A 15,643-nucleotide genomic window follows, 5' to 3' on the forward strand; every position below is an offset into this window, starting at 1 on the left:
CCGGCTGCCTACATATGTCCTTGTTGAGCTATCGTTCTCCATTAGAATTCCTGTGGAACGATTAATTTGGAGTTTGAATACAAAAGAGCGCCTCTGTATGATGGGAGTACGCTACGGGTCTAAAGCCCTTAAAATCCCACATCAGGAGGTCGCTCTACTATGAAGTTTAAAGCACAAGATAAACAAAATCAACTCATTGAAAACATTACCGCTAATCACCTTGTTGTCGGTGTAGATATCGCTCAAGAGAACCACGTTGCTAGAGCCGTTAATTTTCGCGGAATTGCTTTGGGTAATCCATTAGAATTTAGTAATGATGAAGGTGGCTTCCGATCTCTCGATCGCTGGATCCGAGACTTGCTGGCTTCGTACAAGCTAACCAAAATAATCGTCGGCATGGAGCCAACAGGACATTACTGGCTTAGCCTTGCACAATGGCTTAAAGACACTGAGATTAAAGCTGTACTCGTAAATCCTCACCTAGTCAAAAAGAACAAAGAAAACCGCGACAATACACGATCTAAAAGTGACAAAAAGGATGCGCTTGTCATTGCAGACATGGTGAAAAACGGCTACTATTCCCCTGTCCGTTTTCATTCCGCAGAATACGAAGAGCTGCGAGTCCTTATGGCAAATCGAGAGACCGTTGTTAAGCGTCTTGTCAGCGCAGTGAATCAAATCCACCGCTGGGTCGACATTGTGTTTCCTGAACTTAGACAAGTCTTTAAAATCTTAACGTGCAAAGGTGCATTGGTAACTCTTCGGTTGTTTCCTCTCCCCGCTGATCTATGTAAATTAGAGCCTGAAGATGTAATTGCGGGATGGAAAAAGTCCATGAAACGACACTCGGGTGTTCGTAGAGCTAAGCTGCTCATCGATCTTGCCAAGCAAACCGTTGGTTCAATCCAGGCAACACACGCTTACAAGCTCCATCTTAAGCATCTTCTTGAGGAGTATGACTTAGCGAGCACACAGCTGCTGAGAATCGAAGATGAAGCCAAAACCGTACTTAAACGAATCCCCTATGCGGGCAAAATCCTTGCCATTACTGGCGTAAGTGCGATCGCTTTAGCAGGCGTTTTAGGGGAGTCAGGTGATCTCAGCGGTTATATCCACGGAAACGCACTACTGCGTCACGCAGGCCTTAATCTGACCGAGGCAAGCTCTGGGAAATGGAAGGGCCAGATGACGCTCAGTAAACGAGGGCGACCACGCCTGCGACACTTCCTCTACCTCATCACGATGTGCATGGTTATGACTAACAAAGAATTCAAGGCTCTGCATCAACATAATGTTCAGGTTAAAAAGCTGAAAAAAATGAAATCAATTTTGAAGTTATGCGGAAAGTTGGCTCGACTCTTAGTAGGTCTGGCACGTAGCGAGGAAGCCTACAAACCAGATAAAGTTATTGCACTAGCAGCTTAAAAACAAACAATAACACCGCTCACGCAAGTTGGTATATTCGCAGGATGACAAAGAAAGCACGGAGTATCGGGATACGTTACGCAAAAGGGCTCAGACCCGTTCCGTTAGAAAAACCGACCTCCACCCCTTAGATAGGTGTAACGAAGGAATGAAAGGGCTTATGACCCGTTGAGACATGGGAGCGAAAATCGCTAAGGGCTCTGTGGAGTATACGTGCAGTATATGGAATAAATTAGGTAGGGATTCCCCCACCTCTATTCTCGCACGCCTTCTAACGGCTCAACATAGCAAGCCCCGACTATCTTCATTCTTCTACCGAATTTAACAGGGATGAAATCCTGCGAATACACAAGCTTGCGTGAGTAAATTAAATCATATCGAGGGAGCGGAACGAGCTTCTCAATCACACTTTTGATTTAATGACTTCAAGTAAAACATTATCCCTGCTCTGTCTACATTGGAAAACTGCAAAGGGTCATCATCCATCAACCGTCTCAATTCGTCTACTGTAATCCATCGTGGGTTCTTAGTGTCATCACCTGAAGATAATAACTCCCCTTGTACCCTGCAACGGAAATAAACACCAACCGAATCAAAAGGACCATTAATGGTTTGATAAGCTCCAAAAGGTCTTATACATTCCACTTCGAAGTCTGGGTCGATACCTGTTGTATCAACCCGTGTATCCTCGCCTTCAATTTCTACTACATCTAGTCCGGTCTCTTCCTTAACTTCCCTGATTAGAGCCGTTATTAAAGATTCATATTGCTCAATTCTTCCACCAGGAAGTTCTATTCGTTGAGCCTCGCCCGATTTATTCCTTGTCTGCACTACTATTTCTAATGCTCCATTTACTGTTCTTTCAATTATGGCACGAGAATTTACTAAAAACACAAGTATCAACCCCATTTTCACACTATACAAATCAACCATACGCAACGTATTATTCGACGTGAACTTCAACTATCCTGCCCGTTCGTATTATGAGGTCACCAGATCTTTCTGGTGGACCTCATTTTTGTGTGGTCGTAAGATAGCGGTAGCCGGGGATCGAACGTTTCTGCCCGTGGGAGCTAGATCCCGAGAGCTATACAGTTCATCCCCCCTACTTGTTAAACCATGATTAGGCTGGTTGGGACCATGATCCCGAATCACATGCGATAATGTGGACGACAAGAAGGTTAGGGGTTGCCGGCGAATATATTATCGGGAGTGGTTGAATGAACCCTGTCATTGGATTAGATGTATCTAAAGGGGAAAGTCATGCACAAGCTTTTTCAGATCGAGGAACGCCCTACGGAAAGACCTTTCGATTTGAGCACAATCTTGAGGGATTAGCGTCCTTCCTCCGTTTTGCTCAAATCGTGGAGTCTTTTGCTGGGCAACGTCCGGCCATTGTGTTAGAAGCAACGGGTCATTATCATAGTCCAGTTGTACAGTTTCTAGATGATCATCTATATCTGTATATAATTATCAATCCGTTACTTTCACACCAAGCGAAAAAGATGAATTTGCGTAAGGTGAAAACGGATGTGGCTGACGCATACCAGCTGGGTGAATTGTTCTACAAAGAAGAGCTGGAGCCTTACAAAAAACGGGGTCAGTATCTGATGAATCTGCGTTACCTGACACGGCAACATGAGTCACTGACTGAAATGTATGTCCAGGCAAAGCTGCAGTTTCAAGCGGTACTGGATCAAGTCTTTCCAGAGTATCACGGCGTGTTTGGTGACCTTTATTCTAAGGTGTCGCTTCGTTTCCTGGCTCAGTATCCAACGTCTCAATCGGTGTTAGCGATGTCCGAGGAAAACGTTACGGCGAACATACAACGCCTTGTTGGACATGTCGCCTCGAACCGGTGGTCGCTGGAACGGGCACAGAAACTAAGGGCTGCAGCAGAGCGAAATCCCTTCAGAGAGACCGCTTTTCCGAGTCATTTAATCTCATTGGAGCTTTTCATCAATTTACTTCTTCAGTACCAGGAGCATCTAACGAAACTGGATAAATCGATAGAGGCCCTGGCTGAAGAATTACTGGAGTATGATTTAATCCAATCGATACCCGGCATTGGCACCAAAATTGCTGCAACAATTTTAGCTGAGATCGGAGAAATCGATCGGTTCGATCACGCAAAGAAACTGGTTGCGTTTGCCGGTATTGATCCAAGTGTCTTTTCTTCCGGCAAGTTTACAGCAACCCGAAATACAATCACCAAACGCGGTTCCAGGAGACTCCGGACAGCCTTATATCAAGCTGTGCGATGTGGTTTGCGAAGCTCACGTAATAAGAAAATCAGGGCTTATTACGACAAAAAGCGAGCAGAAGGTAAACTGTTTAAAGTAGCCGTGATCGCATGTGTAAATAAACTGATCCAATGGATTTATGCGATTTTGACCAAGAAAGAACCTTTCCGCTTTGACTGAGTAAACAAAGTTTGGACATCGAGGAAAACCTCCCCAAATTCTATGGGGTGGTTATTTGTCATGTGTTTTTACCAGTATAGCACCCTTCGTTTTCTTCATTAATAATTAAATATTGACAGGCTATTAGCTGGTATAGGTAAGAAAAGTCAGCCGATCTGTTGGCAGCCGTGAAGGTGGTTATTGAGCAACCGTACTCGTTTAGTTTAGTCTTTTCACTGGTTGTTCTTAAATAAATACCTGATACCTTTTTTCAGCCATTTTCTCATTGGCATATCTGGGGATTATATGCAAATGAGAATGGAAGACATGTTGCCCGCCCACATGACCACAATTCCATCCAACATTATAGCCGTCAGGTTTGTAATTCCGTTCTAAATACAACTTAACTTCGTTTAACAGCTGATAAGCCCTACTGTGGCTGCCATTCATCTAGCCCCTACCCTTTGCCACTTTATTCATCAGTTCATAGACATTGTCGAAATCGTCTCGCATCCGTTGAATAATGCAAAATTTTGAAAACAATTGTTCAAGGCTGTTCGCAATTGCTTTGTTGGCTTTATGCCGTTCTCGTACCAGATGTTTTTAACAACGAGCGTCCCGGCTTTTCGCTCCGCGATTACCTCGGCTCGTCCGATGAGGCTTTCTCCGTATAATAGAGGCAGCACATAATAGCCGAATTTCCGTTTGATTGCAGGCGTGTAAATCTCCCAGATGTAATCGAATCCAAACAATTCGTTGATCAGTTTTCTGTCCCATATGAAATTATCTAGTGGGGCAATCAGCTCGCAGCGCAATTTCGGCGCCGGATTTTGCAGGACGGCTTCAATAAGCGGCAAATCCTCCGAGCGGCAGTACAGTATATCCTTCATTTGTTTCACGGCAACAGCAACAATGCGAGCCTCGTGCAACAGCTGGCGGAAAACCTCGTTGCGCTGCTCCGCTTTCAATCCCCAAATGTTCAGCCAGGCATCGGATGCGCGATTCCATAAAAGGCCAACAGCGCCGATTCGACGCAGTACCCGCCACTTATGATGCTCAAGCTCGCCCTCCAGCGGCTCCGGCGCATTCAGCAGATTTGGCTGTATGTGCTTCCCGGCGATATCGTAATATTTACGCGTTCCTTTTTTGTGATGGATAATCAACTCGCCTGTCGAATACATCTGCTCCAGCACCGACCGGGATGAATTGTTTCCGCTGCTCCAGTGGATGGCCGATTGCCAAGCGAAATTAACATCCAATTTAAGATCATCCGAACTTAGCGCACCGTGATTTTGGATGTGAGCCCGTACTTGCTCTGTCAACGTTTCCATTTCGGGATAGCGCTTGGCATGTTGTCGGGCAGCCTGCCTGTACCGCTCAAAGTACGGCCAGTCCTCGACAGGGATAATAGCCAGATTCTTGTCGGGATAATCGACCAGGAGTCTATCTTTATACAGCAACTCGTCGAGCATGTACTTGGTAAATCCTTTGATTCGCGACTGCAGCACCAGTTCGGCGTTTTTTCCGCAAACATCGATGGGATCGTATTGAATACAGCCGACCTGCCGCACAAAATCCAATACTCCCTGCTTTCCGGTAAATTGATATTCGCCCAACAGCCCGTGCTTCAATAACAAAAATTGCCGTGCCTGGCGGTTCGTCATTTGGATCATGTACGCATTGGCTCCTTAACGAAACAAACGGGAACCGCTTGCACATGATGATGGATGGCGAGGTTGCTTTTCTCAATAAAGTTACTATTTGCTTCTTGCCATAATGGTGGTATCCATTGGGGAGCTTCATTAGCAAACCCCTTTCCTAATTTTCCAATAACCGAAAATTGCTCTTTTTCATCGATTTCAACCACGCCTATTCCCCCTATCCGTTGGAAAATACACAAAAAAACAAACGCATGTTCCCATGAAATTTTATCATTGTCTGGATCATAAAAACAAGAGCTATTGAAAAATAACTGCCCGTTACTTAAGCGAAAGGCTGCCGATTGTCAGCAGCCCTGGTTGAGCAAATATATCCGTTAATTGAGTTCACTTTGTTGAAATGCATCAAATTAATCGTTCAAATACATAAGGAGATAGTAAAGAGAATTATTGACCTCAAACAAGAATTCGAATTGACAAGCCCCAGAATCAGAATCACTGCTTACTTGCCATACTTTGATGCTATATGTTCCGAAAAAAGTCTGTTTTTATTGAGTGACTTCGTCGCTTTTGTACTCCAAAATATCACCCGGCTGACAATCCAAAGTCTTACATATCGCTTCTAATGTTGAAAAACGAACCGCTTTTGCTTTCCCGTTTTTCAGAATGGAAAGATTCGCCATAGTAATTCCAACCCTCTCCGAAAGTTCTGTTACGCTCATTTTCCTTTTTGCCAACATCACATCAACATTGATGATAATCGCCATGATATTCACCTCAGATCGTTAAATCATTTTCTGATTTTATATTAATAGCTTCTTGTAAAAGTCTTTGGAGAACAGCAGCAAAAACGGCGATCACCATAGAGGCGAAAATAATGACCAATCCGATTGGTATGAAACTTGGAGGGTCAACTCTCTTCGCCATGAGATAGTAGAGTGGCATAGCTAGCAGGTACAAGGTACTTATTGTGATGGCACAGTATTTTATATTCTTTAAAGCCTTGACGGATAATTCCGAGAACGCTTGGTTCTTATCAATATAGCTTAAAAGTTTAAAAGCTTGATACAGAGCGAAGTAAAAAGGTATCGCTGCCGCGTACATATCGATTAAAACGAGAGATTTCATATAAGTAATATCTGGATACAATTCTCCGGCAAAATTCCCGATCTTAGGCAACAAAAATATGCACAATGCAAGAACTGGGATTCCAATAAGAATATTAGCCATCTTCAAAAAGAGTGTTGTTCCCCGTTTCATAAAAAGCACCTCGCTAATTTAATTATAAAATGACTTTAACACACGATATATTGTTTAACAATAAATATATATCGATATATATTATATTGTTATTGTTAATTGAATATCCTTTATATTTTAAGCAAAAAAAATAAGCGAGGCTGAGGCAGTAAAATCCTTTGTGTAAACTCTCGAACTAATAACATAAGAGTTACTAGGAAGGGATTTTCCGCTTGATCTGCAGTTATTGGTGACAGGTTTACAGCGTTCTGTCGAGAATGGGATCAAGTTCTTGTCAATTTCGGGAATGGGATAAAGTTCTTGTCATTAGACTTTTACAAGAACTTTATCCCATAAAATCAAAAAGCCGCATTATATGCGACTTTCAATGAGATATTGTTCTTGTCGTTCGACACCTTCACCTAATTAGAAAACGCTTCCACATCACTGTCTTGACTCCCTTTTCTCAATACTTCATCCTATTTCAAAAAGGGAGCGAGACATAGGGAATGAACTGGAACTCCCCCGTCTCGCTCTCTATAAGGCTTTCGCGGACTGCGTCCGCTAACTGTTCTCCCGCGTCCCTATCGTATTCGCATGGTGCAAAAGCCCCTCCAGCATTTCGTCGGTGAACGCCCCTTTGCTGAAAGCGACTAGCGATCGGAGCGGCATTTCTCGGATAAACACAGCCATCATCTCCGAGCTGTGCTTGTCTTGGGAATCGGACAGTCCTTGCGTAAATTGGCGAATGATAGGCTCAACCCGAGGATCGGCGATCAAATCCGACAAGGATGACTGGCGGTCGTATTGCCTTGCGATCAAAGTTGTCGAGCGGAGGGTTACCGTCTCTTGCAGCATAATATGCCGAGAGGACTGTCCGATCAGAATATCGAACTCTCCCGTCTCCGCGTGCCAATCTTTAAGCTCTGGATCATAATAAGCGAACGCCCTCTTATCCAAATTAAAGACGATTTCTTTGGCTTCCCCGGCAGGAAGCTCGACTTTCGCGAATGCCTTCAGTTCCTTCTCCGGCCGAACCAATCGGCTCACCTTGTCCTTTACATACAATTGAATCGTTTCCTTGCCTGTTCGATCGCTGGTATTCCGAACCCGAAGACGCACGGTGAGCGTTTCTTGATCGCTGAAATCTTTCTTATCGAGATACAAATCGCTGTATTCGAACGACGTATAGCTTAAGCCGAAGCCGAACGGATAAAGCGGCTCGATATTGCGGCTGTCATAGTAGCGGTAGCCGATGAAGAGGCCTTCGCGATATTCGCAGCGATCGCCCTCGCCCGGAAAACCGAGAAAAGCCGGAGTGCTTGGCAGATCGATCGGGAACGTTTCCGCAAGCTTGCCGCACGGATTCGCATCTCCGAACAGAATATCCGCAAGCGCGCCTCCAAAGGCTTGGCCGCCCAAGTAAGCTTCAACGATTCCGCCCACATGCTTCGCCCAAGGCATCTCCACGGGGGAGCCATTGCACAAAACGACAATGACCCGCTCCTGAACTTGCGCTACGGCGCGGATAATCTCGGCTTGGTTAAAGGGAATCCGAAGATGCTGCCGATCATACGACTCCGATTCGCAGCGCTCGGGTAGTCCGACGATAACGATAGCCGCTTCGGCTTCCGCCGCTGCCGCTCTCGCCTCCTCCTCCCACGCCTTGTTGATTGCCTCGCTGTCCAGATCGTAGCCTTTCGCGTAGACAAGCTCTCTGCCTTCGCCCAGCTTGGCGGCAAATGCGGCTTCAACATCGTCCACTTGCGTCGGCTTCATATGCGAACTTCCGCCGCCTTGAATTTTCGGCGAACGGACCATTGCTCCTATAAGCGCGATCTTACGCTGCGCCTTGGACAACGGAAGCAGGCTCGCCTCGTTCTTAAGGAGCACCATGCTTTCCGCTGCGGCCTTCCGGGCAAGATTATGGTGACTCTCGTAATCGCAATCGATCGGCTGCCCGGAACGCTTCGCGGAGAGAACGGCCAATTGCAGCACCCGCTCGACGGCGCGGTCCAGCGCTTCTTCGGTCAATGCCCCGCTTTGCACCGCCTTGATAATGCTTGCAGGACCGTAGCCTTCGCTCGAAGGCATCTCCAAATCAAGCCCGGTCCGAATTCCTTCCGACAGCACGTTCACCGCTCCCCAATCGGAGACGACCGCGCCTTCAAACCCCCATTCCTGCTTCAGAATTTGATTCAACAAATGCGGATGCTCCGAGCAATAAGCTCCATTGACCCGATTGTAGGCGCTCATGATCGTCCACGGCTGACTGCCCTTGACGGCAATCTCGAAGGCGTTCAAGTATAGCTCCCGCAGCGCTCTCTCTTCTACGACAGCATCGGTCGTCATCCGCCGCTCTTCCTTATTGTTGCAAGCATAATGCTTCAACGAGGTGCCAACGTTCTGGCTCTGAACGCCGTTAATGTAAGCTTTGGCCATCTCCCCCGACAAATAGGGGTCCTCCGAGAAATATTCGAAGTTCCTCCCGTTTAGGGGAGAGCGCTTCAGGTTCACGCCAGGCCCGAGCAAAATATCCACTCCCGCCGCATGACACTCCTTCCCGAGCGCAACGCCGATCTCCGTCAGCAGTTCCCGGTCCCAGGAGGATGCCAGCGCGGATGCCGATGGAAAGCAAGTGGCCGGAGCGCTGTCACTCACATCGAAGTTGACTTCAAATTCGTCAAGCTTCCTTAACCCGTGGGGGCCGTTCATCATGACGATGGACGGGATGCCCAATCTTTCCAGCGCGTTCGTTCTCCAATAATCCTTGCCCGAGCACAAGCTCGCCTTCTCCTCCAAGGTCATGAGGGAAAGCCATTCCTTTCCTTTTGTAAGCTTCATCCGTCTGTTCCTCCTCGCACCTGCCTATCCTTTTACCGCGCCGATCGTTATGCCTTTAATGAGATATTTTTGAAAGAAGGGATACATGGCGATTATCGGCAGAACGCCGACTACGGCGACCGCCATCTTCACGGTCGTGCTGGGCAAATTCGCCCCGGCCTCGCCTAATTGCGCGCTGAACTTGCTTTCCGTCAGAAACTGAATGTCCGTCAGCATTCGATTCAGAATGTTCTGAATACTGAATAGCTTGGAATCCGTCACGTAGATCATGCCGTTAAACCAGTCGTTCCAGTAGATGATCGTCTGAATCAGGCCTACGGTGGCCACGATCGGCATCGACAGCGGCAAAATGATTCTCCAGAAAATTTTGAATTCACCGGCTCCGTCTATTTGCGCCGCTTCGATTAAGGCCGGAGGGATCGTCGTCATGAAAAAGGTCCGCATCAGCAGTACGTTAACGCCGTTCATCAGCAATCCGGGCACAATAAGCGCCAGAATCGTATTTTTAATATCGAAAACTTGCACATAGATCAAATAAGTCGGGGTCAGCCCGCCATTGAACAACAAGGTGAAAAAAACGAAAAATGCAATTCCCCCGCGCCATGGAACGCCTTGTCTGGACATCGGGTAAGCGAGCATCGCGGTCATGAGCAAACTCGCCGCCGTGCCGAAAATCGTTATAAACACCGTTACGCCGTATGCCCGCGCGAGTTGATCGGAATGATTCCATAAGTAACGGTAAGCATCCAGCCCCAGCTGATCGGGAAAAAAGGTGTAGCCCTGCCGCAGAATCGAGCTTTCATCCGATACGGATGAGATGACGAGCAGCAGGAAGGGCAGCACGCAGGCCGCTGCTAGGGCAAGCATCGGAAGATGAAGCCAAATCTGTTTTCCCCTGTTGATCGTATTCATGCTTCTCCACTCCAGTCCCAGACCTTAGAACAATGCGCTGTCCTTGTTGAATTTGCGCACCGCGTAATTCGATAGCAGCACCAGTACGAAGCCGACGATGGACTGGTACAGCCCTGCGGCGGAAGACATCCCGATATCTCCGAGATTCATAAGAGCCCGGTACACGTAAGTGTCGATGACCTGAGTCGTATCGTTAAGCGCTCCCGAGCCTAGCGGAACTTGATAAAACAAGCCGAAATCCGAATAGAAGATTTTACCGATAGCGAGCAAAGTCATCATAATGATAATCGGAGACAGCAGCGGGAGCGTAATGCTGCGGATTTGCTGCCATTTGGAAGCACCGTCCAGCTTGGCCGCCTCGTAATATTCCGGGTCGATCCCGACAATCGCCGCCAAGTAAATGACGCACAGGAAGCCGGCCCCCTTCCACAAGCTGATGATCGTCAGGATGAACGGCCAATATTGCGACTCGCTATACCACGAAATGTCGTCTATCCCGAGAAGTGGAAGCACGGTCTTGTTCATAAAACCGGTATCCATGCTCAACAAGGAATAGGCCAAGTAGCTGACGATAACCATCGAGATGAGATGAGGCAGCAACAGCACACTCTGATAAAATCTCGACATGAACCGGCTGCGAATTTCATTAAGCGCAATCGCGATTCCCACGGCGAAGGCCGTATTTAAAATGATGAATGAAAAATTATAAAGAATCGTGTTTCTAGTGATGATGTAGGCGTCCTGCGTTTTGAACAAATATTCGAAGTTTCTAAGGCCGACCCAATCGCTGCCGAGCAGCCCCTTCGCAAAATTGTAATCCTTGAAGGCGATAAGCAGCCCGAACATCGGCAAGTAGTTGTTGATTAGCAAATAGGCCAAGCCCGGAACCATCATGAGCAGCAAAACGCCGTATTTGCGGATGCCGTTCTTCCGGCGGAGCCGATAGGTTTGTTCCATATTACTCCCCGCTTCCCACGCTTATCGCTGATGACCTAAGGAGCCTAACTGGGCCAAGCAGACCGGAGGGCTCCTGCTGAACGAACTTGGAAAACCAATCCTGCTGATCCTTGACCAACGTATTCGTCACCTCGACGATCAACTCGTTCGACCCCTGCCGCCAAAACTCCGAAATATCCCACACATAGGGAGCACATAATCGGACTCCGGCTTCCCGTCCGTTTACCCAAACTTGCGCCGTCTCGTATACCCGGCCCAAATCAAGCCAGACAGGGCCCGCAGCTTCATCGTTCTGCACTTGGCATTCGTACTTAATCGTGCCTGAGAATCTTGGCAGCAAATCGCGAGAGCTTATGTTCCGCAAGCTTGTCAATGTCCCCCAAGGCTTGAACGCAGGGTAGTCCTGTGCCGAGGCCAACGAAACATGCCACTCCGTCGGCTCGATCAGACGGCTTGTCGCTTCCGACGTTGGTGCCGTCTTCCCCGGACCAATCGAATAATTCGCCTCGTCACCGGGCGGAATGCGCAGCAAGACGGCCGATTCATATGCTCTGAGCGTGAGATCATGAGCATATTTATTACCTTCTCCGACCCGATCCAACGTATTGCCGAAAGCGTCGTAGCGCAGCCATACTCCCTCGCCCGGAAGAATGACGCGAGTATTCAACGTCTCTTCGGGATGCTCATTGAACAGCATTACGGTTTCCAGACGGTCATGACGATACTGGTACGCTCGAAGATAAGGCTGTCTTTCGCATGCCTCAAGCTCGTACATGCCCCAATCCCGCAACGTATCGGCAAGCTGAAGCAGAGGCACAACGGTAACTTGTGCCTGGGCTTTCAATTTCCTCAACGGCTCCGCATGCGGCACGGCTTGACTTGCCCGCTTCGGCAGCGAGTCGACAAAGACGACCCGCAAGCCTGACGCGGCTAGCTCGGACAGCTTCGCGATCAATTCAATCGGCAACGCTTCTGCATAGGGAACGATTAAGCAGCGATACCGTTCTTCGTGAACGGCAAGCTCCCCTTGAATAACGCTTGAACGAAGCAAGACGTCCGCCGGCAGAACGTCGCAATCGATTTGACGCTGCATCAGCTGCTTGACAGGCTCTTGGAACAACATCGACTCCCCGGACCATTCCGCTTCCGCATGATACAATACCCCGGCGGTAGCCACGTGCTGTCCGTCGTTCAGTAAGTGGCAAAGCCGGTTCGTATAGGCGTTGAGCAGCCCGTAATGCCTGAACTGCGGATTATATCCCCTTGCATAGAAATGCGGAGGACAGTCCCAATCGGGAAATTCCTTCTGAGAAAAGGCATGGGGAACGAAATGGTTGACGCCTCTAACCAGCATATGATCGGTCAGCCACTTCATCAGCTTCAAGCCTTCCGCCCAGCCGTAAGCTCCGAAAATCTCGCAAAACGTCCGTCCCCGCTTCCGAGGATCGATATGTCCGAGCGATGCCGCCAGCTTGGTCATTCCGTAATGGAAAAAGACGCTGTCCGTCTCGCCGCCCATCCAGGAAAAGGACATTTCATCGAAGCCGGGCACGATCTGCCACAGCACAACGTCAAGGCCCGACATATCCTGGCCCTCCAGCGCGCGGAAGAAGTGTCCGGCTCCGCAGCCGAGTCTGGCGTGGACGTTGTTGTCCTCCATGAGATGACCGATATAGGCTACGCCGCGTTCTTGGCACCAGCGTCCGATTCGGCCGCTAAAATGTTCCGCATACAGCTTGCTGACGACATTCATGTAGGCATAACGGACCGCGAACGTATGCGGACCGCCTTCGTTCCATAGCAAGGGCAGATGCCCGCGAAGATCCGGGCCGTATTCCGCCTCAAGGAGATCTAGGAGATCGTCTCTCCACGGCAAAGCCATCTTGGCATTGCCGAGGCCCGATGCGTAATCGTATGATGCCTTGCTGTTGTAGAAGCCCGGCTCGTCAGAGAAAAAGCCGGCGAACGTTACGCCAAAATCGTCTTTGTAGCGCGAATAATAAGCTTCATAAATCGTATCGATCAAGATTTGCGTCGATTCCGGAACGATCGGGTTCAAATAATCCTTCCTGCGCTCGTCTCCTCCTTCGCGGGTGACGACGAACAAGCAGATCGTCCAAAAGCCTTCAGGAACGGGCCAGTACAGCACGCCATCCTGTACGGAGGCTTCGAGGTCAATGGGAATGAACTCGCCGTCCAACTTGCCCGTGGCCGGATCGCGTCTGGCCGCAGCAGCACCTATAGGTCTTGCTCCATCCAGAACGGACCATGGGCGCAGCAGGAAGGAGGCTTCGAGATCAGGCCCCCTCGCATCGATTCGCCGCTCCGACAGAAACTGCCGCTGATGCTCCGGCGGAGCTTCCTTCACCTTGCCTGCGGCGTGGCCTGTCGGAAAGTGGTCGTCGTCGAACACCCAAATCTGCATGCCGTGAGTCCGAGCCTCGTCCATAATGATGTCCATGTCTCTCCACCATTGCGGACCAAGCATATCGGGATGCGGCCTGGATTCGACGCATACCGCCCGTATCCCCGCTTCCCTTATGCGGGCAAGCTCCTCGCGGATAACGGTTTCCTCTTCTCCGCGCTGCCAGAGGAACGGAAGAATATAGTTCCGTTCCTCTCCGACAAGCAGTTCCTGCAATTTGCTTTTGCCGCTCATCGCTTGCCCCCGGCTTTAGCCCATGCATCCAACTGGCGTTGTTTCTCCGCAATGACTTTATCCAGGCCCGCGGATTTCAGTTTTTGATTCAATTGAGGAAGCACTTTATCCGGGTCGACGGAGCCGGTCTCCAGCACGAGGTAGTATTGCGCGATGACGTTGGAAACCGCGGCGATTTCCGTCTTCACGGACTCGGGGTCCATCGTAAAGCCCATCGCTTTCGACTTGACCGCTTGCTCGTTGAACTCCTTCATTTTCTGCCAAATATCAGGGTCTTCCCCTTCAAACACATAAGCGAGAAATTGATTGCCGAACAGCCAGCTCATATTCAAGTTATAGCCGTTCGTCAGCAACGTTACGCCTTCCGGGTACTTGATCACATTGTCGGACGCTTTGACGTAATGCTTGCCTTCAATGCCCCAGTCCAACAAATTGACGAGCTTCGCGTCTCCGTACATCAAGTCCAAAAACTTCATCGATGCTACCGGATTGTCCGCTTGCCTCGGAATGCCCCACATAATGTTCAAAACATGATCCGTCATCGATACCGGAGTCGATAGCTCTGCGCTAACCATCTTCTTGCCGATCGAGCGGGATTCCTGCGCATCAAAGCCAGGCTTCAGCTTCGAGAGGTAGCCGAAGGCCCGATCCGCCTTCATTAATTCGATCTGGCTCGCCTTGTTCGTAGAAGCATCCTTCAGCAAATAACCCGCCTCATACCAGCTTCTCATCCGTTTCAAGAGCTCGGCATACTGCGGCGACTCATAGCTGTTGACAACCTGCAAGCCGTTGTCGTAGCCCGGAAGGACGCCCATTCCGTTGCCTAACCCGTCGTGCCAGCTATAGCTCGTTAAGAAAGAAAACCCCGCACCGCTTGGAATTAGTGGCGTGATCCCCGGTTCTTTATCTTTAATGATCTTAAGCGCGGCTTCCACGTCGTTCAAGGATTTGATCTTGCTTGCATCGATGCCGTACTTGTCTGCAAGGTCTTTGCGCATCGTGAAACCGTTGGCAGTCGCCAAATCTCTTACCGGCGTTACGCCGTAGATTTTGCCGTCCACCTTGCTTGCGTTCAAATATACGGGATCAAGCGCCTTGCGAATATTGCTCCCATGCTTGTCGAGCAGTTCGTCGAGCGGAAGCAATTGTCCTCGGGATACTTGGGAGCTAAACCCGAACGGCGAGCCTACAACGATGAGATCCAGCTTCTCGTTGCTCGTCAGCATCAGATTGACCTGCTGGGCGTATGCTCCGTAATTGATCGGCATCAAATTGACGGACACATTGATTTTGGCTGTTGTGATTTTGTTGATTTCGGCTTCTACCGCCTTCAGATCGGGCGGCGTTCCCGTTACGCTCAGAAAGGCGACGTTCAGCTCGTCGGTTTTCTGCGGCTTGCCGCCGCCTGACGGAGCTTCCGTCCCGGAAGCGTCCCCCGGCTTCGCCGACTCGCCTGAGCCTCCATTGGAACCGCATGCCGACAACAATAGCAATACGATTCCTAAACTTGCGGACAACCATGCCTTCTTGCTCATTGTATTTCCCCC

Annotated in this window: 13 protein-coding genes; 2 read left to right on the forward strand and 11 right to left on the reverse strand. The window is 49.1% G+C overall.

The genetic code is table 11. The features are described 5' to 3' along the window. Positions 1 to 159 precede the first annotated feature (159 nt). Entirely contained in the window at positions 160 to 1,425 is a 1,266-nt protein-coding gene (locus ACKGJP_RS18975; protein ID WP_409340387.1) for an IS110 family transposase, read from the forward strand. Positions 1,426 to 1,824: 399 nt separating this feature from the next. On the opposite strand, the gene ACKGJP_RS18980 is transcribed toward ACKGJP_RS18975, so the two are convergent. Next, positions 1,825 to 2,319: an NUDIX hydrolase gene (locus ACKGJP_RS18980; RefSeq protein ID WP_409340388.1), complete on the reverse strand. Its 495-nt coding sequence runs from the start codon at positions 2,317 to 2,319 to the stop codon at positions 1,825 to 1,827. A gap of 326 nt (positions 2,320 to 2,645) precedes the next feature. Here ACKGJP_RS18980 and ACKGJP_RS18985 point away from each other — a divergent pair, with 326 nt between their 5' ends. Further along, the gene (locus tag ACKGJP_RS18985; protein ID WP_409340389.1) at positions 2,646 to 3,848 is read left to right on the forward strand and encodes an IS110 family transposase; all 1,203 of its coding nucleotides are present in this window, start codon (positions 2,646 to 2,648) and stop codon (positions 3,846 to 3,848) included. A 225-nt stretch (positions 3,849 to 4,073) separates the two neighbouring features. Here the strand turns inward: ACKGJP_RS18985 and ACKGJP_RS18990 are convergent, their stop codons facing one another. From ACKGJP_RS18990 to ACKGJP_RS19035, 10 genes are all read right to left on the reverse strand, one after another. After that, the gene (locus tag ACKGJP_RS18990) at positions 4,074 to 4,277 is read right to left on the reverse strand and encodes an HIT family protein (protein WP_409340390.1); all 204 of its coding nucleotides are present in this window, start codon (positions 4,275 to 4,277) and stop codon (positions 4,074 to 4,076) included. Between the two features lie 29 nt (positions 4,278 to 4,306). Beyond that, positions 4,307 to 5,500: a winged helix-turn-helix domain-containing protein gene (locus tag ACKGJP_RS18995; protein WP_409340391.1), complete on the reverse strand. Its 1,194-nt coding sequence runs from the start codon at positions 5,498 to 5,500 to the stop codon at positions 4,307 to 4,309. Next, positions 5,497 to 5,694: a hypothetical protein gene (locus ACKGJP_RS19000; protein ID WP_409340392.1), complete on the reverse strand. Its 198-nt coding sequence runs from the start codon at positions 5,692 to 5,694 to the stop codon at positions 5,497 to 5,499. Before ACKGJP_RS19000 ends, ACKGJP_RS18995 begins: the two co-directional genes overlap by 4 nt. Positions 5,695 to 6,033: 339 nt before the next feature. Then, on the reverse strand, positions 6,034 to 6,252 hold the full coding sequence (locus tag ACKGJP_RS19005) for a helix-turn-helix domain-containing protein (protein ID WP_409340393.1): 219 nt from the start codon (positions 6,250 to 6,252) through the stop codon (positions 6,034 to 6,036). Between the two features lie 10 nt (positions 6,253 to 6,262). Further along, complete coding sequence (locus ACKGJP_RS19010; RefSeq protein WP_409340394.1) at positions 6,263 to 6,745, reverse strand: DUF2975 domain-containing protein; 483 nt, start codon at positions 6,743 to 6,745, stop codon at positions 6,263 to 6,265. 543 nt (positions 6,746 to 7,288) lie between these two features. Continuing rightward, positions 7,289 to 9,568: a glycoside hydrolase family 3 C-terminal domain-containing protein gene (locus ACKGJP_RS19015; protein ID WP_409340395.1), complete on the reverse strand. Its 2,280-nt coding sequence runs from the start codon at positions 9,566 to 9,568 to the stop codon at positions 7,289 to 7,291. 24 nt (positions 9,569 to 9,592) lie between these two features. After that, on the reverse strand, positions 9,593 to 10,480 hold the full coding sequence (locus ACKGJP_RS19020; protein ID WP_409340396.1) for a carbohydrate ABC transporter permease: 888 nt from the start codon (positions 10,478 to 10,480) through the stop codon (positions 9,593 to 9,595). 24 nt (positions 10,481 to 10,504) lie between these two features. After that, entirely contained in the window at positions 10,505 to 11,437 is a 933-nt protein-coding gene (locus ACKGJP_RS19025; RefSeq protein ID WP_409340397.1) for an ABC transporter permease, read from the reverse strand. 1 nt (position 11,438) lies between these two features. Further along, positions 11,439 to 14,096, reverse strand: a complete 2,658-nt coding sequence (locus ACKGJP_RS19030; protein WP_409340398.1) for a glycosylhydrolase-like jelly roll fold domain-containing protein — start codon at positions 14,094 to 14,096, stop codon at positions 11,439 to 11,441. Continuing rightward, positions 14,093 to 15,631, reverse strand: coding sequence for an ABC transporter substrate-binding protein (locus tag ACKGJP_RS19035; protein ID WP_409340399.1), 1,539 nt, complete (start codon positions 15,629 to 15,631; stop codon positions 14,093 to 14,095). Before ACKGJP_RS19035 ends, ACKGJP_RS19030 begins: the two co-directional genes overlap by 4 nt. Positions 15,632 to 15,643 lie beyond the last annotated feature (12 nt).

It is taken from the genome of Paenibacillus litoralis, from assembly GCF_046244365.1.
In the GTDB taxonomy this organism is placed as follows: domain Bacteria; phylum Bacillota; class Bacilli; order Paenibacillales; family NBRC-103111; genus Paenibacillus_V.

Bases quoted from the DNA above. Each gene is read 5' to 3' on its own strand.
- ACKGJP_RS18975 (WP_409340387.1), top strand. From the start codon at position 160: ATGAAGTTTAAAGCACAAGATAAACAAAATCAACTCATTGAAAACATT.
- ACKGJP_RS18985 (WP_409340389.1), top strand. From the start codon at position 2,646: ATGAACCCTGTCATTGGATTAGATGTATCTAAAGGGGAAAGTCATGCA.
- ACKGJP_RS18990 (WP_409340390.1), bottom strand. From the start codon at position 4,277: ATGAATGGCAGCCACAGTAGGGCTTATCAGCTGTTAAACGAAGTTAAG.
- ACKGJP_RS18995 (WP_409340391.1), bottom strand. From the start codon at position 5,500: ATGATCCAAATGACGAACCGCCAGGCACGGCAATTTTTGTTATTGAAG.
- ACKGJP_RS19005 (WP_409340393.1), bottom strand. From the start codon at position 6,252: ATGGCGATTATCATCAATGTTGATGTGATGTTGGCAAAAAGGAAAATG.
- ACKGJP_RS19010 (WP_409340394.1), bottom strand. From the start codon at position 6,745: ATGAAACGGGGAACAACACTCTTTTTGAAGATGGCTAATATTCTTATT.
- ACKGJP_RS19015 (WP_409340395.1), bottom strand. From the start codon at position 9,568: ATGAAGCTTACAAAAGGAAAGGAATGGCTTTCCCTCATGACCTTGGAG.
- ACKGJP_RS19020 (WP_409340396.1), bottom strand. From the start codon at position 10,480: ATGAATACGATCAACAGGGGAAAACAGATTTGGCTTCATCTTCCGATG.
- ACKGJP_RS19025 (WP_409340397.1), bottom strand. From the start codon at position 11,437: ATGGAACAAACCTATCGGCTCCGCCGGAAGAACGGCATCCGCAAATAC.
- ACKGJP_RS19030 (WP_409340398.1), bottom strand. From the start codon at position 14,096: ATGAGCGGCAAAAGCAAATTGCAGGAACTGCTTGTCGGAGAGGAACGG.
- ACKGJP_RS19035 (WP_409340399.1), bottom strand. From the start codon at position 15,631: ATGAGCAAGAAGGCATGGTTGTCCGCAAGTTTAGGAATCGTATTGCTA.